The organism is Pseudomonas sp. AK181 (genome assembly GCF_051122975.1).
Classification (GTDB): Bacteria; Pseudomonadota; Gammaproteobacteria; order Pseudomonadales; family Pseudomonadaceae; genus Aquipseudomonas; species Aquipseudomonas lactis.
Genome location: NZ_CP146348.1, coordinates 1,378,685 through 1,399,473, shown reverse-complemented (window position 1 = coordinate 1,399,473; position 20,789 = coordinate 1,378,685). Strand labels below are relative to the sequence as shown.

Sequence of the window (20,789 nt, the reverse complement as noted above, 5' to 3'; positions counted from 1 at the left end):
GCAATGCACTAAACGGCGGCCCTTGGCCGCCGTTTTGCTATAAGATAACGGCCCTTTTGCGTGCCTTACACCCATCACTGTAGGAGCGAGCTTGCTCGCGAAAATCGTTAACGATAACGCGGGCATCCTGAATGCACGCGGTGCCCTTGAGTTTTTCGCGAGCGAGCTCGCTCCTACAGTTAGAACGTCGCCGCCTCGATTTCCGGAGTTCCCCCATGACGGCCCATGCCGACCTTTCGCCGACCCTTCAACTTGCCATCGACCTGATCCGTCGCCCGTCGGTCACGCCGATCGATGCCGATTGCCAGAAGCTGATGATGCAGCGCCTGGGCGACGCCGGTTTTGCGCTTGAACCGATGCGCATTGAAGACGTGGATAACTTCTGGGCCACCCACGGCAAGCACGAAGGCCCGGTGCTGTGCTTTGCCGGTCATACCGACGTGGTGCCGACCGGCCCGGTACAGGCCTGGCAGAACGACCCGTTCGATGCGTTGATCGATGACAACGGCATGCTCTGTGGCCGTGGCGCGGCGGACATGAAAGGCAGCCTGGCGGCGATGCTGGTGGCAGCGGAACGTTTCGTCAGCGACTACCCGGACCACAAGGGTTCGGTCGCCTTCCTGATCACCAGCGACGAAGAAGGCCCGGCGCACCATGGCACCAAGGCCGTGATCGAACGCCTGGCCGCACGCAAGGAACGCCTGGACTGGTGCATCGTCGGCGAACCGTCGAGCACCAGCCTGGTGGGCGACGTGGTCAAGAACGGCCGCCGTGGCTCCCTCGGCGCCACCTTGACCGTGCGCGGTGTACAGGGCCACGTGGCTTACCCGCACCTGGCGAAGAACCCGATCCACCTGGCCGCACCGGCCCTGGCCGAACTCGCCGCTGAACATTGGGATGACGGCAACACCTTCTTCCCGCCGACCAGCTTTCAGATTTCCAACCTCAACTCCGGTACCGGCGCCACCAACGTGATCCCGGGTGACCTGACGGCGGTGTTCAACTTCCGTTTTTCCACCGAGTCCACCGTCGAGGGCCTGCAACAACGGGTCGCGGCCATTCTCGACAAGCATGGCCTGGACTGGCATGTGGAGTGGGCACTGTCGGGCCTGCCCTTCCTCACCGAGCCGGGCGCTCTGCTGGATGCGGTATCGGCCAGCATCCTGGCGATCACCGGGCGTGAGACCAAGGCGTCCACCAGCGGCGGTACCTCCGATGGCCGCTTCATTGCGACGTTGGGCACCCAGGTGGTCGAACTGGGCCCGGTCAACGCGACGATCCACCAGGTCAACGAACGTATCCTGGCCAGCGACCTCGATGTGCTGACCGAAATCTACTACCAGACCCTGATCAAGTTGCTCGCCTGATGCTTGCCTGCCCCATTTGCAGCGCACCGCTCAATACCGTGGACAATGGCGTGGCGTGCCCGGCCGGGCACCGCTTCGACCGCGCACGCCAGGGTTACCTGAACCTGTTGCCGGTGCAACACAAGAACAGCCGCGACCCGGGCGACAACCTGGCCATGGTCGAGGCGCGCCGCGACTTCCTCAACGCCGGGCACTATGCGCCAGTGGCCAAGCGCCTGGCCGAACTGGCCGCCGAGCGCGCACCACAGCGCTGGGTAGACATTGGCTGTGGCGAGGGTTACTACACCGCGCAAATCGCCCAGGCCCTGCCCGATGCCGATGGCTACGCGCTGGATATCTCCAAAGAGGCGGTCAAGCGCGCGTGCAAACGCAACCCGGCGCTGACCTGGTTGATCGCCAGCATGGCCCGCGTGCCATTGGCCGACGCCAGCTGTCAGTTCCTCGCCAGCGTGTTCAGCCCGCTGGACTGGCAAGAGGCCAAGCGCCTGCTCAGCCCCGGCGGCGGCTTGATGAAAGTCGGCCCAACCAGCGGCCACTTGATGGAACTGCGCGAGCGCTTGTACGACGAAGTGCGCGAATACACCGACGACAAACACCTGGCCCTGGTGCCGGATGGCATGCACCTGGCGCACAGTGAAACCCTGGAGTTCACCCTGAGCCTGGCCGAAGCCCAGGACCGCGCCAACCTGCTGGCGATGACGCCCCACGGCTGGCGGGCCAGTGCCGAACGCCGCCACGAGGTGATCGAGGCGGCGGAGCCGCTGCAGGTCACGGTGTCGATGCGCTACGATTATTTCGTGCTTCAATGACCGACTTTCACCCATCCGCGAATGGATTTTCGAATCCCGCAACGAGGAACATCCATGCGCCAACCTGATATTGAGATTTACCTGAAGGACGCCGACGTCGATCACAAGGCCATCGCCGCCTGGCTGGGCGCCGCCCTGGGCCCGTGCACTGACTGGGTCCAGAAAGGCCAGACCTACAAGTGCAAGGCCGGCAACGTGCCGGTTACCTGGCTGCCCAAGGCGGTGGGTAAATGGAACAGCCTGTACCTGGAAAGCGACCAGACCCCGTGGGACGACGACATCGCCTGCGCCCGCGCCGCGTTTGCTGCGCTGAACGTCGAAGTGCGTTGCGCGCCGGGTACCTGGGTTGAAGAAGAGGGTGAAGAAAGCGCTGATCGCTGGATTCGCATCAGCGCAGATGGTGAAGAAGAGATCACTTGGAAAACCGCCTGACAGCGGATCGCTAACCCAATCAATGTGGGAGCTGGCTTGCCTGCGATGCAGACACCTTGGTCTATCAGTCAGACCACAGTGATGCCATCGCAGGCAAGCCAGCTCCCACAGTTGATTGGGTTAGCAAAACAAAGGGGTTACAGGCCCACCACATCCTCCGCCTGCAAACCCTTCTCGCCGGTCACCACGGCGTACTCCACCTGCTGGCCCTCGGCCAACGAGCGGTGGCCTTCACCGCGAATGGCGCGGTAGTGCACAAACACATCCTTGCCATCTTCACGCTGGATAAAGCCGTAGCCCTTTGCATCGTTGAACCACTTCACATTGCCGGTTTCACGCGTTGTCATCTGTTCACTCCCACTGGTTTTTTTATTGTTGAGTCGCTCGCATTGAACTGCCGAGTATAAGACAGGCTCAAAAACCATCAACTCAACTTTACATCGCTGCTTTTTTGCCGATTTTCGGCGAATACGGCACACTACCCGCCCGAGCGCCTGCTCGGTTTTTTCCACTTGAAGCAGTTCGCCTATGACCCGCTCCCCGTTCCGCCGTCTGGTGTTTGGCACCTTGCGCCGACTGTTGTACCTCTGGGTCCGCTCGGAGACGATCAACCAGTCGTCCCTCACCCTTAACCTGGACCGCAGCCGGCCGGTTTTCTACGTCCTGCAATCACCTTCCCTCACCGAGTTGGCGGTGGTCGATGCCGAGTGCACCAAGGCCGGCCTGCCGCGCCCGGTGCTGCCGGTGTCGGTAGGGCCGTTGATGGAGCCTTCGGCGTTCTTCTACCTCACGCCCGACCCGGATTGGCTCGGGCGCCAGGACAAGCGTGGCGCGCCGCCCACCTTGACGCGCCTGGTCAACACCCTTACCGAACACGCCGAAGAGAATGCACAAATCATTCCGGTCAGCGTGTTCTGGGGCCAATCCCCCGAAAGCGAGTCCAGCCCGTGGAAGCTGTTATTCGCCGACAGCTGGGCAGTCACCGGGCGTCTACGCCGGTTGTTGAGCATCCTGATCCTGGGGCGCAAGACCCGCGTGCTATTCTCCGCGCCCATCAACCTGCGTGAATTGATCGAGCACAATAAAGGTCACGAACGTACCGTGCGCATGGCCCAGCGCATCCTGCGTGTGCACTTTCGTAACCTGAAGACGGCGGTGATCGGCCCCGACCTGTCCCACCGGCGTAATCTGGTCAAGGGCCTGGTGAATATGCCGCTGGTGCGCCAGGCCATTGCGGATGAAGCCGAACGCGAAAAGATCGCCCCGGAAAAAGCCAAGGCGCTGGCCCTGCGCTATGGCAACGAGATTGCTTCGGACTACACCTACACCGCGATCCGCTTCCTGGAAGTGGTATTGAGCTGGTTCTGGAATAAGATTTACGACGGTATCAAGGTCAATAACATCGAGGGCGTGCAAAAGGTGGCCCAGGGCTACGAGGTGATCTACGTGCCTTGCCACCGCAGCCACATCGACTACCTGCTGCTGTCCTACCTGCTGTTCAAGAACGGCCTGACCCCGCCGCACATCGCCGCCGGCATCAACCTCAACATGCCGGTGATCGGCAGCCTGCTGCGCCGTGGCGGTGCGTTTTTCATGCGCCGTACCTTCAAGGGCAATCCGTTGTACACCTCGGTGTTCAACGAATACCTGCATACCCTGTTCACCAAGGGCTTCCCGGTGGAGTACTTCGTCGAAGGCGGCCGCTCGCGCACCGGGCGCATGCTGCAGCCGAAAACCGGCATGCTGGCAATCACCCTGCGCAGCTTCCTGCGCTCCTCGCGCATGCCCATCGTGTTCGTGCCGGTGTATATCGGCTATGAGCGCGTGCTCGAAGGCCGCACTTACCTGGGCGAACTGCGTGGCGCGAGCAAGAAGAAAGAGTCGATCTTCGACATCTTCAAAGTGGTCGGCGCGCTCAAGCAGCGCTTCGGCCAAGTGGCGGTCAACTTCGGCGAGCCGATCAAACTGGCAGAATTCCTCGACGCCGAACAACCGGACTGGCGCGCCCAGGAACTGGGGCCGAACTACAAACCGGCTTGGCTCAACGAAACCACCAATCGCCTCGGCGAACAGGTGGCGCGCCACTTGAACGAAGCCGCTGCGGTGAACCCGGTGAACCTGGTGGCGCTGGCGCTGCTGTCCACCACCCGCCTGGCCCTGGACGAACAGGCCATGGCCCGCCAGCTGGACCTGTATCTGGCGCTGCTGCGCCGCGTGCCCTACTCGCCCCACACCACCCTGCCGGAAGGCGATGGTCTGGCGCTGATCAAGCATGTCAAAGACATGAACCTGTTGTCGGAGCAGAGCGACGCCCTGGGTAAAATCGTTTACCTGGATGAGCAGAATGCTGTCCTGATGACCTATTACCGCAACAACGTGCTGCACATCTTCGCCCTGCCGGCCTTGCTGGCGAGCTTCTTCCAGAGCAGCTCGCGCATGACCCGCGAACAGATCCTGCGCTACACCCACGCGCTCTACCCGTACCTGCAATCGGAACTGTTTATCCGTTGGTCGCTGGAGGAACTGGACAACGTGGTCGACCAATGGCTGGACGCGTTCGTTGAACAAGGCCTGCTGCGCTTCGAAAACGCCGTGTACCTGCGCCCGGCGCCGAGTTCGCGGCACTTTGTGCTACTGACGCTGCTGTCCAAGAGCATCGCCCAGACCCTGCAACGCTTCTACATGGCGATCTCGTTGCTGCTCAACAGCGGCCAGAACAGCATCAGCGCCGAGGAACTGGAAGACCTGTGCACGATCATGGCCCAGCGCCTGTCGATCCTGCACGGCCTCAACGCTCCGGAGTTCTTCGACAAGAGTCTTTTCCGACATTTTATTCAGACGTTGCTGGAGCAAGATGTGCTGCGCCGCGATGAAGCCGGCAAGCTGGGTTATCACGACCTGCTCGGCGAACTGGCCGAGGGCGCGGCCAAACGTGTGTTGCCGGCGGATATTCGCCTGTCGATCCGCCAGGTCGCCTTGCACCGTGTGGACGGTGCAGCCGAGGCTGCGGCCGAACCGGTTGCCGTCAATCCTGAAGCACAGCGCTAGACTGATTGAGGCGCCGGGCGGATTCCGGCGCCGTTGAAAAGGAGCCGCACCTTGAAAAAACTCATCCTCCTGGGCCTGACCGCCCTGCTCGGAGCCTGCCACTCGATGACCCCAACCCCGAAGGCCAGCCTCGACGGCGAAGTGTTCTACCTGCAACGCATCGCCCTGCCGCCAGCCGCCACCTTGAGTGTCAGCCTGCAGGACGTGTCCCTGATGGACGCCCCGGCCGTGACCCTCGCCGAACAGAAAGGCCCGGTCAAAGGCCAGGTGCCGCTGCCGTTTCACCTGAGCTATGACCCGGCCCAGGTTAAGCCAGGCCACACATACTCGGTCAGCGCTCGCATCGAGCTGGACGGCAAGCTACTGTTTATCACCACCGAGCGGCACACCGTGCAGCTCAATGGCCAGGACCCACAACCGCTGCGCCTGCGGGTGGATGCGGCGGCACACTGATCACTCCCACTTCATAAGGAAGCGCCCATGCTCCGCAAATCTCTTCGCCTCACTGCCCTGTGTGCTGGCTTGTTATTCGGCGCCAACGCCATGGCCCTGGATCTGGGCAGCCTGTCCCAGGGCGACGCCAGCGGCGGCCTCAAGGATGCCTTGACCCAAGGTGCACAGATTGCTGTGAAACAACTCGGGACGCCCGGTGGTTTCAGCAACAACCCGGACGTGAAGATCGGCCTGCCAGGCAAGCTCGGTAAGGTCGCCGACAAGCTGAAGATGTTCGGCATGGGTGACCAGGTTACGCAACTGGAAACCAGCATGAACAAGGCGGCAGAAACCGCTGTGACCCAGGCCCAGCCGATCCTGGTCAACGCCGTGAAGAACATGAGCGTGACCGACGCCAAGGGCATTCTCAGCGGTGGCCAGGATTCCGCCACCCAGTACCTGAACAAAAGCAGCCGTGAAGAGATTCGCGCCAAGTTCCTGCCTATCGTCAAGGCTGCCACCGACAAAGTCGGCGTGGCCCAGCAGTACAATGCCCTGGCCGGCAAGGCCGCGGCCTTTGGCGCGGTGGATGCCAAGAGCGCCAACGTTGAGAACTACGTGACCGAGCAAGCGCTGGATGGCCTGTTCAAGATGATTGCGCAGCAGGAAGAAACCATTCGCAAGAACCCGGCGGCGGCGGCCACCAGCCTGGCCAAGAAAGTGTTTGGGGCGCTGTAAGCCCACGCCAGCAACTGAACCTGACGCGGCAAACACTCTGCGGATGCAGAGTGTTTGCAATGGCTCAAAAGCGGCAATCAGCGCATTCAACGGCCGATTTGAGTATTGGTGTTCGCGTTGTTGCTCACGTTGTTGTTCGCGTTGTTGTTCGCGTTGGCAACACTGTTGTTAATCGTGATATTACTGCTCGGCTGGGGAAAATCGTATTTGAACGATTTGAGCGCGTCGGAAAGCTCACGCCGACCGACGGAGTCATTATGGGAATGTTTGGCGCAAGCGCCGCCCATCTGACCGCCGCCCAGCATCATGCCGATCCCCGAGTAAAAGTTACCCAATGCTTGTAGGAGCATATCTATTTCGCCTCTATGAACGTTCTGGAAACGTTATCCCGGTGATAAAAACCACCGGATAACGTACCTGCGAACAGGTAACCCTCTGTGGCAAGCCTTGAAAAATGGTTCCCACCGGGCCTGCCAAAAACGCTCACTGATCTACTCCTCCTTCCTGATTCTGAACCACGCTGCGTACAACGCCGGCAAGAACAACAGCGTCAACGCCGTCGCTACGATCAACCCGCCCATGATCGCCACGGCCATGGGCCCGAAGAACACACTGCGTGACAACGGAATCATCGCCAACACCGCTGCCAACGCGGTCAGCACAATCGGGCGAAAGCGTCGGACCGTGGCTTCGATGATTGCCTGCCAAGGTGCCAGGCCAGCCTTGATGTCTTGTTCGATCTGGTCCACCAGAATCACCGAGTTACGCATGATCATCCCCGACAGCGCGATGGTGCCGAGCATGGCGACGAAACCGAAGGGTTGGCGGAACACCAGCAGGAACAAGGTCACGCCGATCAGCCCCAAAGGCGCGGTGAGAAAGACCATCGCCGTGCGCGAGAAGCTGCGAAGTTGCAGCATCAGCAAGGTCAGCACTACCACGATAAACAGCGGCACACCGGCCTTCACCGAGTTTTGCCCACGGGCAGAATCTTCCACCGTACCGCCCACTTCCAAGAGGTAGCCGTCCGGCAGTTCGGCACGCACATCAGCGAGCGTCGGCAGGATCTGCTGCACGAGGGTCGCCGGCTGTTCCTTGCCATAGATATCGGCCCGCACAGTCACCGTGGGCAAGCGATTGCGATGCCAGATGATGCCCTCTTCGAATCCATATTCGAGGGTGGCAATTTGCGACAGCGCCACGCTTTTACCATTGTCGGTGGGCACGGCAAGGCTCGGCAGGCGCGACAGTTCGCTACGCTCATGCACGGTGCCGCGCAGGAGGATCTCGATCAATTCGTTGTCCTCCCGGTACTGGCTGACGCTGGAACCGGTCAAGGAACTCTGCAGGAATTTCGACAGGTTGGCGGTGCTCACACCCAGGGCGCGTGCACGGTCCTGGTCGATATTCAGGTACACGATTTTGCTCGGCTCTTCCCAGTCCAAATGCACGTTGACCACATGGGTATTTTCGCGAACCTTGGCCGCCACTTTGCGCGCCAGGGCACGGACTTCTTCGATGTGCTCGCCCGTCACGCGAAACTGCACCGGGTAACCTACGGGCGGGCCGTTCTCCAGGCGCGTCACGCGCGAACGCAAGTCGGGGAATTGCTCGTTGAGAGTTTCGATCAGCCAGGTGCGCAAGCTTTCACGCTCCTCGATAGTGTCAGCCAGCACCACAAACTGGGCGAAGCTGGCAGCGGGCAATTGCTGGTCCAGGGGCAGGTAAAACCGCGGCGAACCGGTGCCCGCGTAGGCGACATAGTTGTTGATGCCGGCATGTTCCTTGAGCAACGCTTCCAGGCGCTTGACCTGCTCGGCGGTGTTGCTCAGGGAAGCGCCTTCGGCCAGTTTCAGGTCGACCATCAACTCCAGGCGACCGGAAGCCGGGAAGAACTGTTGCGGCACGAAGCGGAACAGCGCAACCGAGCCGATAAACAGCAGCAAAGTCAACATGATCACCGTTTTACGCCGCCGCACGCACCACTCCACCAAACGTCTTACACGCTGGTAGAAGGGTGTGCCGTAAGGGTCTGGACCGTCGGTGCCGTGCTTGGCGGCGTGAATCTTCGCCAGGTCGGGCAGGAGTTTTTCCCCCAGGTACGGCACAAACACCACGGCCGCTACCCAGGAGGCCAGCAGTGCAATAGTCACGACCTGGAAGATCGAGCGGGTGTATTCGCCGGTGCTCGATTGCGCGGTGGCAATCGGCAAGAAGCCTGCGGCCGTGATCAGGGTGCCGGTGAGCATGGGGAATGCGGTGCTGGTCCAGGCGAAACTCGCGGCTTTGAGGCGGTCGTAGCCCTGCTCCATTTTGATCGCCATCATTTCCACGGCGATGATCGCGTCATCCACCAGCAAGCCCAAAGCCAGGACCAAGGCGCCAAGGGAAATCTTGTGCAGGCCGATGCCCAGGTAATACATGGTGGCAAAGGTCATCGCCAGTACCAGCGGGATCGCCAGGGCGACGACCATGCCGGTACGCACGCCGAGAGAGAAAAAGCTCACCAGCAAAACAATCGCCAACGCTTCAGCCAGCACCTGGACGAATTCGCCGACGCTGGTCTTTACCGCTGCCGGTTGATCCGACACTTTGCGCAGCTCCATTCCTGCTGGAAGGTTCTTTTGCAGGCGTGCGAATTGCGCTTCAAGGGCCTTGCCCAATACGAGGATGTCGCCACCGTCGCGCATGGCCACGGCCAGGCCGATGGCATCTGCGCCCATGTAGCGCATACGCGGTGCTGGTGGGTCGTTGAAGCCTCGATGGATGTCAGCTACATCACCGATGCGCAAGGTGCGATCACCCACGCGGATCGGAAAGTTGCGGATCTCCTCCACCGTCTTGAAGTTGCCTGAAACGCGCAGTTGCACGCGCTCGGTGGGGGTCTCAAAGAAACCGGCGGTGGACACCGCATTCTGTTCCTGCAACGCCTGCTGTACCGCGGCCAGTGGCAAGCCGAGGGTGGCGAGCTTGAGGTTGGACAGCTCGATCCAGATCTTCTCATCCTGCAAGCCAAGCAGCTCGACCTTGCCCACATCCGGCACCCGTTGCAGCTGGATCTGGATACGGTCGGCGTAGTCCTTGAGCACGGCATAGTCAAAGCCGTCGCCGGTCAGGGCGTAGATATTGCCGAAGGTGGTGCCGAACTCGTCGTTGAAAAACGGCCCCTGAATATCCGGCGGCAAGGTGTGGCGAATGTCGCTGATTTTCTTGCGCACCTGGTACCACAGCTCGGGAATCTGCGCCGAACGCATCGAATCCCGGGCAATAAAGGTGACCTGGGATTCACCGGGCCGTGAGAACGACACGATGCGCTCGTACTCACCGGTCTCCATGAGTTTTTTCTCGATGCGCTCGGTGACCTGGCGCGAAACCTCCTGGGCCGTGGCCCCGGGCCAGTTGGTCTTGATCACCATGGCCTTGAAGGTAAAGGGCGGGTCTTCGCTTTGCCCCAGCTTGGTGTAGGACAAGGTGCCAACCACGGCCAGCAGGATCATCAGGAACAGTACGATCTGGCGATTACGCAACGCCCATTCGGAAAGATTGAAACCCATCGGGACTACTCCTTGGCCGCCAGATTCACTACACGGTTGGAGCGATCCACCGGGCGCACTGACTGGCCCTCATGGAGCACATGCACGCCTGCGGCCACCACCCAATCGGTGGCGACCAAGCCTTCGAGTACCGGCACGGTGTTTTCGCCAAACGCACCAATGCGTACAGGGGTGCGTTCAAGGGTGTTGTCCGGTTTTACACGCCAAACGTAGGACGCACCGTTCTCGGCACTCAGGGCAGACAGCGGTACCGATAGGGGAATGACGCCGTCGGCCTGGATGAAAACCCGTGCGCTTTGGCCCAGTTCGGCGGGGACTTTGCCGCCGGTGAAGGCCACGCGCGCGGCGAAGGTGCGAGACTTGGGGTCGGCGGCAGGAGACAGTTCACGAATGCGCCCGGCGAAACGTTGCTCTGGCTGGCTCCACAACTCCACCGACACCGGCTGGCCGATCTTGAAGCGGCCAAAGCCCTGTTCAGGCAGGCTGATCAACACTTCACGCTCGCCATCGGTGGCCAGGGTGAACACGGTCTGGCCAGCGGAAACCACTTGCCCCACCTCTACGGCACGCTTGGCGACCACCCCATCCTGAGGCGCACGCAGCACGGCGTAGCCGGCCTGGTTGCTCGACACATCGAACTCGGCCTTGATCTGCTTCAGGCGTGCTTCACCGGCTCGGTAGAGGTTTTCGGAATTGTCGTACTGCGACCGACTGACCATCTGACGGTCCATCAAGGTCTTGTAGCGATCCCGCTCCGCACGCACCAGGCTCAGATTAGCCTGCGCGGCAGCCACTTGGGCGCGGGTCGCTTCCAGTTGCAGGCGCACGTCCTGTGGGTCGAGTTCGGCCAGCGGCTGGTCGGCCTTGACCCGCTCGCCCTCCTCCACCAGGCGCTTGCTGACTTTGCCGCCGATGCGAAAGGCCAGGTCCGGCTCATAACGGGCACGCACCTCACCGGGGTAGCTGTCTGTCGCCTGGGCCGAAGGCTGCGGTTGCACCACCATGGCCGGGCGCACGGTGGTCTGGGCCGCTTCTTCATGGCCGCAAGCGGCCAACAGGAAGACCAGGCTGACAGGCAAAGCAAGGGGCAGGAAAGCGCTGCGCATGCTGAAGGACCTTTCGCAAATAGAGCTTGGAATAATTATACTGGCCGGCATGTTATTAATACCAAACTCACCAGTCCAGTATTAAAGGTGAAAATGTCCGACAATCCTCTGAACACCGCAAGCCCCGGGCGCCCCAAGGACATGGCAAAACGCCAGGCAATCCTCGAATCGGCAAAATCGCTGTTCCTGGACAAGGGCTATGCAAACACCAGCATGGACGCCGTTGCCCTGGCGGCCGGCGTATCGAAACTCACGGTCTACAGCCACTTCACCGACAAGGAGACGCTGTTCACCGCTGCGGTGGTGGCCAAATGCGAAGAGCAATTGCCGGTGATGTACTTCGAACTCCCCGAAGGCATTCCCGTCGAGACGGTGCTGCTTAACATCGCCCGCGGCTTTCATCGGCTGATCAACAGCGAAGAGTCGGTAAACCTGCATCGCCTGATGATGACCACCGGCAATCAGGACGTGAAACTCTCCCAGATCTTCTTCAACGCCGGCCCCATGCGCATGCTGCAAGGCATGGAGCGCCTGCTCGGCAAGATTGACCAGAGCGGTGCCTTGAGCATCGACACACCGTTGAAGGCCGCCGAACACTTCTTTTGCCTGCTCAAAGGCACGGCGAACTTTCGTTTGTTGTACGGGTGTGGCGGGCAACTGAGTGCGCAAGAGGCCGAAGAGCATGTGCAGGACGTGGTGAAGTTGTTTATGCGGGCCTATCGACACAACAGCGTTGGCGGTAGCGACCTACGGTAACCACGATGCGAAGCGAGCCGCTCTTGATCTTGCTCTTGATCTGCTTGTGATCTTGATCTCAGGCGCCCCGTTAAACCACGCTGGCCGAACGCAGGCTTGAATTCGTGGCCCACGGATTCAAGTCTGCGTTCGGGCACACCGAGCCTAAGCGAGGTGCCGAGTGGTGGGGCAAGAGCGTTTTGCTTACTTTTGCGCTTTTCAAAAGTGAGCCGCCGTCAGGGCGGAACCCTAAGCGGCCGTTACCGCAGGAATGGATATGTACCCGGTATAACTGCGTCGCCTGATAGGCCGCCTTCGCGAGCAAGCCCGCTCCCACAATTGGGTTGCGGGGTGTCAGGGAGATAGGTGCCGGCTGGCAGGCCGTCATCGCAGGCAAGCCAGCTCCCACAATTGGGTTGCGGGGTGTCAGGGAGATAGGTGCCGGCTGGCAGGCCGTCATCGCAGGCAAGCCAGCTCCCACATTTGGATGGCGGGGTGTCAGGGAGATAGGTGTCGGCTCTCAGGCAGGCATCGGGGGCAAGCCCCCTCCCCTATTTGGATCTCGCCGCATCAGCAAGATAAATGCTACCGCTTATGCCTTAAGCGCCTTTTTGGGATAAATATCGTAGCGGCTGGACTTGCCATCCAACGCATGGCTCGGCTTCGGCCCCTCAATACAGGGTGCCTTGCGCGGCCGCTTGACCACCACACGATGGCTCGCCAGCGCCAGAGCCGCCGCGAGCAACGCCGGTGCATCCGGATCATCCCCTACCAACGGCCGAAACAGGCGCATTTCCTTCTTCACCAGCGCAGTTTTCTCACGGTGCGGAAACATCGGGTCCAGGTAGATCACCTGAGGCGGCTCCCCCTGCCAATTGAGCATCACGTCGATGGAGTTACCCTTGAGCAACTTCATGCGCGCCACAATCGGCGCCACCTCAAAATCCTCGGCAGCGCGGGCCAAGCCAACTTCGAGCAAGGCGCCGATCAACGGCTGGCGCTCGATCAGGCTCATCTCACACCCGAGGCTGGCCAGCACGAACGCGTCCTTGCCCAAGCCAGCCGTGGCATCCAGCACCCGCGGGCGCACGCCCTGGGCGATGCCCACCGCCTTGGCGATCATCTGCCCGCTGCCGCCACCATACAACCGCCGATGCGCCGCGCCGCCTTCGACAAAGTCGACCCGCACCGGCCCTGGCGCATCAGGCCCAAGCTGTTGCAACTGCAAGCCGTGCTCCCCCACTTGCAGGGAAAAATCCGCATCGGCCACCTGCAGAGGCAACCCCAGCAGCGAAGCCCACTGTTCAGCGCGGGCCTGGAAGCTGTCAGCCAAGGCTTGGACCTGGATGCGGCTGGCCGCTGGTTGTTCGTTCATCAATCGCCACGCTCAAAAATATTAAGGATCGGCAAACAACGGCCGATAAAAATCACAGTCAGGTATTTTGCCAGAGCTGAGCGTCGACCGAGAAAAATGTCAGACATTCTTCCCCTTTCCATCGGTGTACTGCCGACCCACAACCATTACGGCCTGCGCAATACCCAAGCGCTGGCCGGGGTGAGTCATGTGTGGCAGGACTTCTTCGCCCGTGCGTTGGCCGAGCAGCTCGGTGAAACGTCGGACGCGCTCGCCGCCAAGACGCCTGCCCCGGCAGACCCGTCGGTTGAACCCCGCGAAGGCGCCGACCTGCTGGCGCAGATCCTCACCCAGCGTGAGTGCGATGTGAAAGACACCGAGATCGCCCCGCCGGAACCGCTCTTCCTGCCAATTGCCGAGTTCGAAACCGAGCTGCTGCCACCGGCCGCGACGCCGTTCCCGGAAGAAGAAGTCATCGCCCAGCAACGCCAGCAAGCGTTTGAAAGCGAGTGGGTGCGCCCCATTGTGCTGAACGCCGGCCAACCGCTACCCGCGCCGGGCCCGGCGCCACAACCACGCCCGCTACACCTGCCGATTGCCGAATTCGAGCTGGACCTGCTGCCACCGGCCGCCACGCCGTACCTTGAAGAAGAATTGCTGGCGCAGCAAAAGGCCCTGGATTTCGACTATTACTGGGCGCGCCCGCTGGTGACCCACAACCTGCGCCTGGCCGCCTGAGCCTTAGCGACACACCCACCAACGCCCCATGTCCAGATGGAAATGGTTGCGATGGGCGGCGTTGTAGTCCGGACTCAACACCACGTTGAAATCATCACAGGCGCCATCGCGTACCAAACGCAGGAAACGCGCGCTGTCGCCCTGCCCTGGCCAATCCTTGAGCACGCTGATGCTGCGCCCATCCGCCAGGCGAAAACCGGCGATATCCAGAGCATTGGCCGAGGCGTGCTGGCTGAGCCTTGCGTCGGCGCGATTGTAGATATTACGGCAGGCAAAACTGCCCAAATGCTCGACGCGGCTCACCGCTTGGCCAAATACGGCCTGGGCCGCCGGTTGCAGGCTGTGGCGCTCAAACAACGCGAACGCCACCGCCAGCGGGCAACTGGCGAGAAAGCTGCTGCTCAACGCCACGTCAGCGCCCTGCACACGCAGGACATTGCGCAAAGGGCACGCCGCATCGGCCGATGTATCAGCCTGGCGACTCACGCGCAGGCCGGAGATGTTCAGTACCTGGTCACACAACGCCGGATCGTCCTGTAAACGACTGAGCTTGTAGCGCGTCAACAGGTTGGGGCTCGCTCGCACATCCAAAGGCGCCCAAGGGTTCCACTCAGCCGGCATCGGCACCCAACCGCGCCAGACCGCCAGCGCAAAGGCGCCCACCAGCAACAGCAACACACTCAACGCCTTGACCACACCCACGGCTCAATCCTCAAAGTAGCCCGAGCTGCTCCGCCACGGGTTCTCGATGCAAGGTGGGCAGCGGCGGTAACCCTGGCAGACGCACCATCAGTTTGGCGTGGAAGCGCAGCGCCAACTGTGCCGCGAGACGGTTGTCCGACGTGTGCAGGAACATATAGGGCGTGCGGCCTTCTTCGATCCAACTGGCGATCTTTTCCACCCAGGGAATCAGGAACGGGTCATTGGCCTCAAGGTCCGGATGCCCGATGAAGCGCACCTGGGGAAACTGCGTCAATGCCGCTGGGCGCGGTGGCACCCGGGGCTTTTTGGACTGGGCATGCAGCACCGCTTCGGAGGTAGAGGTACAACTGAACAGCGCTCGTGGATCGAGGCAGATGCGCTCGACACCGCGGTCGCGCAACAGGCGGTTGAGCATGCGCTCAGCATCACCCTTGGCGAAGAACTGTTCATGACGCACTTCCACAGCCAGCGGCCGATCGATGCCATCGAGAAATCCAGCCAGCTCCGCCAGGCGCTGCGGCGTAAAGCTTTTTGAGAGCTGCAACCACAGCGGTGAAACGCGCTCACCTAAAGGGCCCATCAAGCCGACAAAGCTTTCTGCCGCCGGCAACTGTTCACGCAAATCGCCAGCATGGCTGATATCGCCAGGGAATTTGGCGGTGAAGCGAAAATCATCAGGCATGATTTCGGCCCAGCGCTGCACAGTGGCGGCCGAGGGGCGAGCGTAAAAAGTGGTATTGCCTTCAACGGCGTTGAAGACCTGAGAATAGAGCCCGAGGTAATCGTTGGAACGTGCATCAACCGGATACAGGTACTCGCGCCAGGCGTTTTCACTCCAGGACGGGCAGCCGATGTAATAAGGCAAACGCATCAGATATGGATATCGAGACCCAGCACTTCCATATCCCATTCGACAAAGCCGGCAGTGGTCAGGTAGCTGGCCAAGGCGGTGGCAACGCTTTTGCTCATGGAACGGGGAAAGACCATGTCTTGCTGACGGGCAGGAACGCCGCTGATGCGTGCGCTCGCGGCGCCTTGCGCTTTGGAAGGCGTATCGGTGTGTACTTCGATGAAGTCCGGTGAATCTTCGACGGATTCGTCTACCGTCACGCTCGCCTTGCGCGGCTTACGCTTGAGGGGGTAGGACTGTGAGGAAAAACCGTCTATACGCATACATGCAGACTCGGTATCAATGATGGCAATTTAGCGGCACTTTCCATGGCGCGCAAATGCTCTGGTGATAACTAGAACACATAATTTGTAAAAGGTTTAAAAACCCAGGCAAATTCTGACGATTGGCGAAATTTGCCGCCGAATGCCCACATTTCTGGCGTCAAATAATCCCGCGCTCGGCCTTGGTTTGCGCGACTTTATCGCGCAGGTACACCGGTGCTGCCTGGTCCGCTGCAACTGCCTCGCCACGCTCAAACGCGAAACGCGCCAACGACAGCAGGTCTTCGGCGTGGGGCAACATCGTCGCGTCCTGCTCGGCACACGTCACCTTGATGCGTTCGCCATAACCCCAGCCCGTGCCGGCACCGAACCAATCGCCGCTGGCGTCAGCGGGCAACTGCGCCGTTTCGGGGGCCAGCACCGCTTCGGCACCGACCAGGCGCATTTCGCCGGCGGTCTCACGGTAGCAACCCCAGTAAACCTCATCCATGCGCGCATCAATCGCCGCTGCCACTTGCGACGCACCGTGCTCACGCAACGCACGCTGGGCCAGCACCGCCAGGTTGGAAACCGGCAACACCGGGCGCTCCAGGGCAAAGGCCAGGCCCTGCACCACGCCAATGGCGATGCGCACGCCAGTGAATGCACCGGGGCCACGGCCAAACGCGATGGCATCCACGGCAGCCAGGGTGGTACCGGCGTCTTCAAGCAGTTGCTTGATCATCGGCAACAATTTCTGCGCGTGCAGGCGCGGGATCACCTCGTAGTGGCTCGTGACCTTGCCATCATGCAGCAAGGCAACGGAGCAAGCTTCAGTCGCGGTGTCCAGGGCCAGCAGGGTGCTCATCGGTGTGGGTGTCCAAGTCGGAAAAAAGTGCGCCAGTATAAACAACAACGACCCGCAAGCGGGCCGTTGTCTGTGCCGCCGATCACAGGATCAGCTCAGTGCTTGCAGCACCTTGGCGGTGATAGCCTCTACCGAGCCCACGCCAGGGATGTGGCTGTATTTCGGCTTGCCCTGGGCTGCGGACAGCTTCTGGTAGAAGTCCACCAGGGGCTTGGTCTGGGAATGGTAGACCGACAGGCGATGACGCACGGTTTCTTCGGTGTCGTCTTTACGCTGCACCAGGTCTTCGCCGGTGACATCGTCCTTGCCTTCGACTTTCGGCGGGTTGTAGACGATGTGGTACACGCGGCCCGAGCCTTCGTGAACGCGACGGCCAGCGATACGCTGAACGATCTCTTCGTCTTCAACTGCGATCTCGACCACAGCGTCCAACTCCACGCCCGCCTTCACCAGGGCTTCAGCCTGGGGAATGGTGCGTGGGAAGCCGTCGAACAGGAAACCGTTCTTGCAGTCTTCCTGGCTGATGCGTTCCTTGACCAGGTTGATGATCAGGTCATCGGAGACCAGGCCGCCGCTGTCCATCACGCTCTTGGCGATCAGGCCCAGCTCGGTGCCAGCCTTGACGGCCGCACGCAGCATGTCGCCGGTGGAGATTTGTGGAATGCCGAATTTTTCAGTGATGAACTTTGCCTGAGTACCTTTACCGGCCCCGGGAGCTCCCAGCAGAATGACGCGCATCGATGTGCTCCTCAATTTTTTATAGAGATGACGCTCGGATTCGCCGCGTGGGGCCAATCTCGTAAAAATGTGGTTCTAGGCCGATCAAACGGCCAAAGGCTGATCAAGATACACAGCGGGCCCTCACCATACAAGCCGCCAAAAGTAGGAGAAACCCGCGCCGCACATGCGTCAGCGCCAGGGTGCGCCTGGGCGCAACCCACCCCCTCAAACGACGACCGCCCGTTTCCGGGCGGTCGTCGCGGTTTATCCGCAAGCCATTGAGTACACGCAAAAAACCTCAACCGGTGTTGCGCAAACCAGCCGCGATACCGGCCACGGACACCAGCAGCGCCTGTTCCAGAGGGCTGTCTTGGGCAGCCTCCTGCTGGCGCGAACGTGCCAGCAACTCGGCCTGCAACAGGTGCAAGGGGTCCAGGTAGGTGTTGCGCAGACGGATGAACTCCAGGGTGTCGGGGCTATGGGCCAGCAGCTGCGACTGGCCGGTCAGGCCAAGCACCACGTCGCACGCCTGCGACAATAGGTCGCGTAAGTGCGCACCCAATGCCAGCAGGTCCGGCTGCACCAGGCGCTCATCATAAAGACGGGCGATATCGGCATCGGCCTTGGCCAGCACCATCTCCAGCATGTCGATGCGCGTACGAAAGAACGGCCACTGCTCGCGCATTTGCCCCAGCAATTGACCTTCGCCACGCTCCAGCGCCTTGCTCAGTGCCGCTTCCCAGCCGAGCCAGGCGGGCAGCATCAGGCGCGTCTGGGTCCAGCCAAAGATCCACGGGATGGCGCGCAAGCTTTCAATCCCGCCCGCACGACGCTTGGCCGGGCGGCTGCCCAAAGGCAAACGGCCCAACTCCTGCTCCGGCGTGGACTGGCGGAAGTATTCGACGAACTGCGGATTTTCCCGCACAACGGCCCGGTAAGCGCTGACACCGTCTGCCGCCAACTCATCCATCAGATGCCGCCAGGCAGGCTCGGGCGGCGGCGGCGGCAACAAAGTCGCTTCCAGTACCGCAGCCAGGTAGAGATTGAGGTTCTGCTCGGCGATATCCGGCAGACCGAATTTGAAGCGAATCATCTCGCCCTGTTCAGTGGTACGGAAACGCCCCGCCACCGAGCCCGGCGGCTGCGACAGGATGGCCGCGTGCGCCGGGCCGCCGCCACGACCAACGGTGCCGCCGCGACCGTGAAACAACAACAGCTCCACCTGTTGCTCGCGGCAGATATCCACCAGGCGTTCCTGGGCGCGGTACTGCGCCCAGGCGGCGGCCGTGGTGCCGGCATCCTTGGCCGAATCCGAGTAGCCAATCATCACTTCCTGCGGGCCCTGCAAGCGCGCGCGGTAACCTGGCAGTTGCAGCAGGCGCTCCATCACTGGCCCTGCGTTATCCAGGTCGGCCAGGGTTTCGAACAAGGGCACTACGCGCATTGGCCGCTGTACGCCCGACTCCTTCAACAGCAGTTGCACCGCCAGCACATCCGACGCGGCACCGGCCATGGAAATGACATACGAACCTAGTGATGCGGCCGGTGCGGCGGCGATTTCCTTGCAGGTATTCAATACCTCGGCAGTGTCCGCCGAGGGTTTGAAGTAACCCGGCAGCAATGGCCGCCGATTGGTCAGCTCCTGGGTCAGGAAGCTGATACGCGCCTCCTCATCCCAGTCCTCATAACGCCCCAGGCCCAGGTAATCGGTGATTTCGGTCATGGCCGCCGAGTGGCGGCTGGAGTCCTGGCGCACGTCCAGGCGCACCAGGAACAGGCCGAACGTCACGGCACGGCGCAGGCAGTCGAGCAACGGGCCATCGGCGATCACGCCCATGCCGCATTCGTGCAGGGACTGGTAGCACAGCTGCAGCGGGTCGAGCAGGTCGCGGTTGTTCTGCAACACGTCGGCCGGTGCCGGAGTGGTGCTGGTCAACGAGGTGTGGGCCCACTGGCGCGTGGCGCGCAGACGTTCACGCAGTTGCTTGAGCAAGGCACGATAGGGTTCGACGCTGTCACCGACTTTGGCGTGCAACGCCGGGCTGGCCTGCTGCATCGACAGCTCGGAAGCCAGCTGATCAATGTCGCGCAGATACAAATCCGCCGCCATCCAGCGCGCCAGCAACAGCACTTCGCGAGTGACCGGCGCGGTGACGTTCGGGTTGCCGTCACGGTCGCCGCCCATCCACGAAGCAAAGCGAATCGGCGCAGCCTCCAAGGGCAGGCGCAGGCCGGTGGCGGCGTGCAGGGCCTGGTCGGCCTTGCGCAGGTAATTGGGGATGGCGTGCCACAGCGAATGCTCGATCACCGCAAAGCCCCATTTGGCTTCATCCACCGGCGTGGGGCGCACGCGCCGGATTTCTTCGGTGTGCCAGGCTTCGGCGATCAAGCGTTGCAAGCGCTCGCGGATCTGCTCGCGCTCGGCGGTGGTGAGGTCACGGTGATCCTGCAAAGCCAGTTGCGCAGCAATGGCGTCGTACTTTTGGATCAGCGTGCGGCGGGCCACTTCGGTGGGGTGGGCGGTGAGCACCAGTTCGATGTCCAGCCGCGTCAACTGCCGGGCCAGGGACTCATTGCTGTGCCCTTCGTTTTGCAGGCGAGCCAGCAATTCTGGCAAGACCCGGGATTCGAACGGCGCAGATTGCGATTCATCGCGCCGATGAATCAACTGATATTGCTCGGCAATGTTGGCCAGGTTGAGGAACTGGTTGAAGGCTCGGGCCACCGGCAGCAACTCGTCCTCCTGCAATTGATTGAGGCTGGTGCTCAACTCATCGCCAGCGGTTTTCTCTGAAACGGCTCCGCGACGGTCGGCCTTGGCGCCTTTGCGGATCTGCTCGATCTTATCGAGGAAAGCCTCGCCGTACTGCTCTCGAATGGTGTTGCCCAACAGCTCACCCAGCAGGTGAACATCCTCACGCAAGCGTGCATCGATATCACTCATCAGCCAATCTCCAGCCAGAAATCCGGGACGCGCAGGGGGTTCAGAGTGCCGCCGACGTCGGTTTCTGACAAGGCCGAACGCAAACGACTT

At 61.4% G+C, this 20,789-nt stretch carries 19 protein-coding genes; 8 read left to right on the top strand and 11 right to left on the bottom strand.

The features are described 5' to 3' along the window. Window positions 1–215: 215 nt before the first annotated feature. The 3 genes from dapE to V8689_RS06555 are packed head-to-tail and all read left to right on the top strand — an operon-like array spanning window position 216 to window position 2,608. Complete coding sequence (gene dapE / locus V8689_RS06565; protein ID WP_032893206.1) at window positions 216–1,367, top strand: succinyl-diaminopimelate desuccinylase; 1,152 nt, start codon at window positions 216–218, stop codon at window positions 1,365–1,367. Further along, window positions 1,367–2,176 carry a putative RNA methyltransferase gene (locus V8689_RS06560; protein WP_056790212.1) on the top strand — a complete coding sequence of 270 codons (810 nt, stop codon included), beginning with the start codon at window positions 1,367–1,369 and terminating at the stop codon, window positions 2,174–2,176. Before dapE ends, V8689_RS06560 begins: the two co-directional genes overlap by 1 nt. 54 nt (window positions 2,177–2,230) lie before the next feature. Next, a complete protein-coding gene (locus V8689_RS06555) occupies window positions 2,231–2,608 on the top strand; it encodes a hypothetical protein (protein ID WP_044272277.1) in 378 nt (125 codons plus the stop codon). Window positions 2,609–2,745: 137 nt separating this feature from the next. Here the strand turns inward: V8689_RS06555 and V8689_RS06550 are convergent, their stop codons facing one another. Further along, window positions 2,746–2,955, bottom strand: coding sequence for a cold-shock protein (locus V8689_RS06550; RefSeq protein WP_003189131.1), 210 nt, complete (start codon window positions 2,953–2,955; stop codon window positions 2,746–2,748). Window positions 2,956–3,136: 181 nt separating this feature from the next. Here V8689_RS06550 and plsB point away from each other — a divergent pair, with 181 nt between their 5' ends. Genes plsB through V8689_RS06535 form a run of 3 tightly spaced genes read left to right on the top strand, consistent with a single transcriptional unit; the run spans window position 3,137 to window position 6,826 of the window. After that, a complete protein-coding gene (plsB, locus tag V8689_RS06545; RefSeq protein ID WP_056790210.1) occupies window positions 3,137–5,656 on the top strand; it encodes a glycerol-3-phosphate 1-O-acyltransferase PlsB in 2,520 nt (839 codons plus the stop codon). Window positions 5,657–5,707: 51 nt separating this feature from the next. Next, on the top strand, window positions 5,708–6,109 hold the full coding sequence (locus V8689_RS06540; RefSeq protein ID WP_014717218.1) for a YbaY family lipoprotein: 402 nt from the start codon (window positions 5,708–5,710) through the stop codon (window positions 6,107–6,109). Window positions 6,110–6,136: 27 nt separating this feature from the next. Beyond that, window positions 6,137–6,826 carry a DUF4197 domain-containing protein gene (locus V8689_RS06535; protein ID WP_003189124.1) on the top strand — a complete coding sequence of 230 codons (690 nt, stop codon included), beginning with the start codon at window positions 6,137–6,139 and terminating at the stop codon, window positions 6,824–6,826. Window positions 6,827–6,912: 86 nt separating this feature from the next. On the opposite strand, the gene V8689_RS06530 is transcribed toward V8689_RS06535, so the two are convergent. From V8689_RS06530 to V8689_RS06520, 3 genes are all read right to left on the bottom strand, one after another. Beyond that, a complete protein-coding gene (locus V8689_RS06530) occupies window positions 6,913–7,176 on the bottom strand; it encodes a hypothetical protein (protein ID WP_056790207.1) in 264 nt (87 codons plus the stop codon). A 141-nt stretch (window positions 7,177–7,317) separates the two neighbouring features. Beyond that, entirely contained in the window at window positions 7,318–10,380 is a 3,063-nt protein-coding gene (locus tag V8689_RS06525; protein ID WP_056790203.1) for an efflux RND transporter permease subunit, read from the bottom strand. Window positions 10,381–10,385: 5 nt separating this feature from the next. Continuing rightward, window positions 10,386–11,486 (bottom strand): efflux RND transporter periplasmic adaptor subunit, encoded by a 1,101-nt coding sequence (locus tag V8689_RS06520; protein ID WP_056790201.1) that lies wholly within the window; start codon window positions 11,484–11,486, stop codon window positions 10,386–10,388. A gap of 93 nt (window positions 11,487–11,579) precedes the next feature. Between V8689_RS06520 and V8689_RS06515 the strand changes: the two genes are divergently transcribed. Continuing rightward, a complete protein-coding gene (locus V8689_RS06515; protein WP_056790199.1) occupies window positions 11,580–12,242 on the top strand; it encodes a TetR/AcrR family transcriptional regulator in 663 nt (220 codons plus the stop codon). A gap of 571 nt (window positions 12,243–12,813) precedes the next feature. On the opposite strand, the gene V8689_RS06510 is transcribed toward V8689_RS06515, so the two are convergent. Then, entirely contained in the window at window positions 12,814–13,596 is a 783-nt protein-coding gene (locus V8689_RS06510; protein WP_434520695.1) for a class I SAM-dependent methyltransferase, read from the bottom strand. Window positions 13,597–13,692: 96 nt separating this feature from the next. Between V8689_RS06510 and V8689_RS06505 the strand changes: the two genes are divergently transcribed. Next, window positions 13,693–14,313: a hypothetical protein gene (locus V8689_RS06505; protein WP_056790194.1), complete on the top strand. Its 621-nt coding sequence runs from the start codon at window positions 13,693–13,695 to the stop codon at window positions 14,311–14,313. A 3-nt stretch (window positions 14,314–14,316) separates the two neighbouring features. Here V8689_RS06505 and V8689_RS06500 read toward each other — a convergent pair whose 3' ends face one another. From V8689_RS06500 to ppc, 6 genes are all read right to left on the bottom strand, one after another. After that, entirely contained in the window at window positions 14,317–15,015 is a 699-nt protein-coding gene (locus tag V8689_RS06500; RefSeq protein ID WP_056790192.1) for an extensin-like domain-containing protein, read from the bottom strand. Window positions 15,016–15,025: 10 nt separating this feature from the next. Then, window positions 15,026–15,886, bottom strand: coding sequence for a DUF72 domain-containing protein (locus V8689_RS06495; protein ID WP_056790188.1), 861 nt, complete (start codon window positions 15,884–15,886; stop codon window positions 15,026–15,028). Further along, the gene (locus tag V8689_RS06490) at window positions 15,886–16,188 is read right to left on the bottom strand and encodes a hypothetical protein (protein ID WP_032893222.1); all 303 of its coding nucleotides are present in this window, start codon (window positions 16,186–16,188) and stop codon (window positions 15,886–15,888) included. The genes V8689_RS06495 and V8689_RS06490 overlap by 1 nt, the downstream gene beginning before the upstream one ends. Before the next feature lie 160 nt (window positions 16,189–16,348). After that, window positions 16,349–17,035 carry a tRNA (adenosine(37)-N6)-threonylcarbamoyltransferase complex dimerization subunit type 1 TsaB gene (tsaB, locus tag V8689_RS06485; RefSeq protein ID WP_056790185.1) on the bottom strand — a complete coding sequence of 229 codons (687 nt, stop codon included), beginning with the start codon at window positions 17,033–17,035 and terminating at the stop codon, window positions 16,349–16,351. Window positions 17,036–17,125: 90 nt separating this feature from the next. Further along, window positions 17,126–17,773: an adenylate kinase gene (adk, locus tag V8689_RS06480; protein WP_003189104.1), complete on the bottom strand. Its 648-nt coding sequence runs from the start codon at window positions 17,771–17,773 to the stop codon at window positions 17,126–17,128. 280 nt (window positions 17,774–18,053) lie between these two features. Next, window positions 18,054–20,699, bottom strand: a complete 2,646-nt coding sequence (gene ppc / locus V8689_RS06475; RefSeq protein WP_056790183.1) for a phosphoenolpyruvate carboxylase — start codon at window positions 20,697–20,699, stop codon at window positions 18,054–18,056. Window positions 20,700–20,789 lie beyond the last annotated feature (90 nt).

What these genes read in the sequence shown, in the direction of transcription:
- dapE (WP_032893206.1), top strand. Translation starts at nt 216, where the DNA reads ATGACGGCCCATGCCGACCTTTCGCCGACCCTTCAACTTGCCATCGAC.
- V8689_RS06560 (WP_056790212.1), top strand. Translation starts at nt 1,367, where the DNA reads ATGCTTGCCTGCCCCATTTGCAGCGCACCGCTCAATACCGTGGACAAT.
- V8689_RS06555 (WP_044272277.1), top strand. Translation starts at nt 2,231, where the DNA reads ATGCGCCAACCTGATATTGAGATTTACCTGAAGGACGCCGACGTCGAT.
- V8689_RS06550 (WP_003189131.1), bottom strand. Translation starts at nt 2,955, where the DNA reads ATGACAACGCGTGAAACCGGCAATGTGAAGTGGTTCAACGATGCAAAG.
- plsB (WP_056790210.1), top strand. Translation starts at nt 3,137, where the DNA reads ATGACCCGCTCCCCGTTCCGCCGTCTGGTGTTTGGCACCTTGCGCCGA.
- V8689_RS06535 (WP_003189124.1), top strand. Translation starts at nt 6,137, where the DNA reads ATGCTCCGCAAATCTCTTCGCCTCACTGCCCTGTGTGCTGGCTTGTTA.
- V8689_RS06530 (WP_056790207.1), bottom strand. Translation starts at nt 7,176, where the DNA reads ATGCTCCTACAAGCATTGGGTAACTTTTACTCGGGGATCGGCATGATG.
- V8689_RS06525 (WP_056790203.1), bottom strand. Translation starts at nt 10,380, where the DNA reads ATGGGTTTCAATCTTTCCGAATGGGCGTTGCGTAATCGCCAGATCGTA.
- V8689_RS06520 (WP_056790201.1), bottom strand. Translation starts at nt 11,486, where the DNA reads ATGCGCAGCGCTTTCCTGCCCCTTGCTTTGCCTGTCAGCCTGGTCTTC.
- V8689_RS06515 (WP_056790199.1), top strand. Translation starts at nt 11,580, where the DNA reads ATGTCCGACAATCCTCTGAACACCGCAAGCCCCGGGCGCCCCAAGGAC.
- V8689_RS06510 (WP_434520695.1), bottom strand. Translation starts at nt 13,596, where the DNA reads ATGAACGAACAACCAGCGGCCAGCCGCATCCAGGTCCAAGCCTTGGCT.
- V8689_RS06505 (WP_056790194.1), top strand. Translation starts at nt 13,693, where the DNA reads ATGTCAGACATTCTTCCCCTTTCCATCGGTGTACTGCCGACCCACAAC.
- V8689_RS06495 (WP_056790188.1), bottom strand. Translation starts at nt 15,886, where the DNA reads ATGCGTTTGCCTTATTACATCGGCTGCCCGTCCTGGAGTGAAAACGCC.
- V8689_RS06490 (WP_032893222.1), bottom strand. Translation starts at nt 16,188, where the DNA reads ATGCGTATAGACGGTTTTTCCTCACAGTCCTACCCCCTCAAGCGTAAG.
- tsaB (WP_056790185.1), bottom strand. Translation starts at nt 17,035, where the DNA reads ATGAGCACCCTGCTGGCCCTGGACACCGCGACTGAAGCTTGCTCCGTT.
- adk (WP_003189104.1), bottom strand. Translation starts at nt 17,773, where the DNA reads ATGCGCGTCATTCTGCTGGGAGCTCCCGGGGCCGGTAAAGGTACTCAG.
- ppc (WP_056790183.1), bottom strand. Translation starts at nt 20,699, where the DNA reads ATGAGTGATATCGATGCACGCTTGCGTGAGGATGTTCACCTGCTGGGT.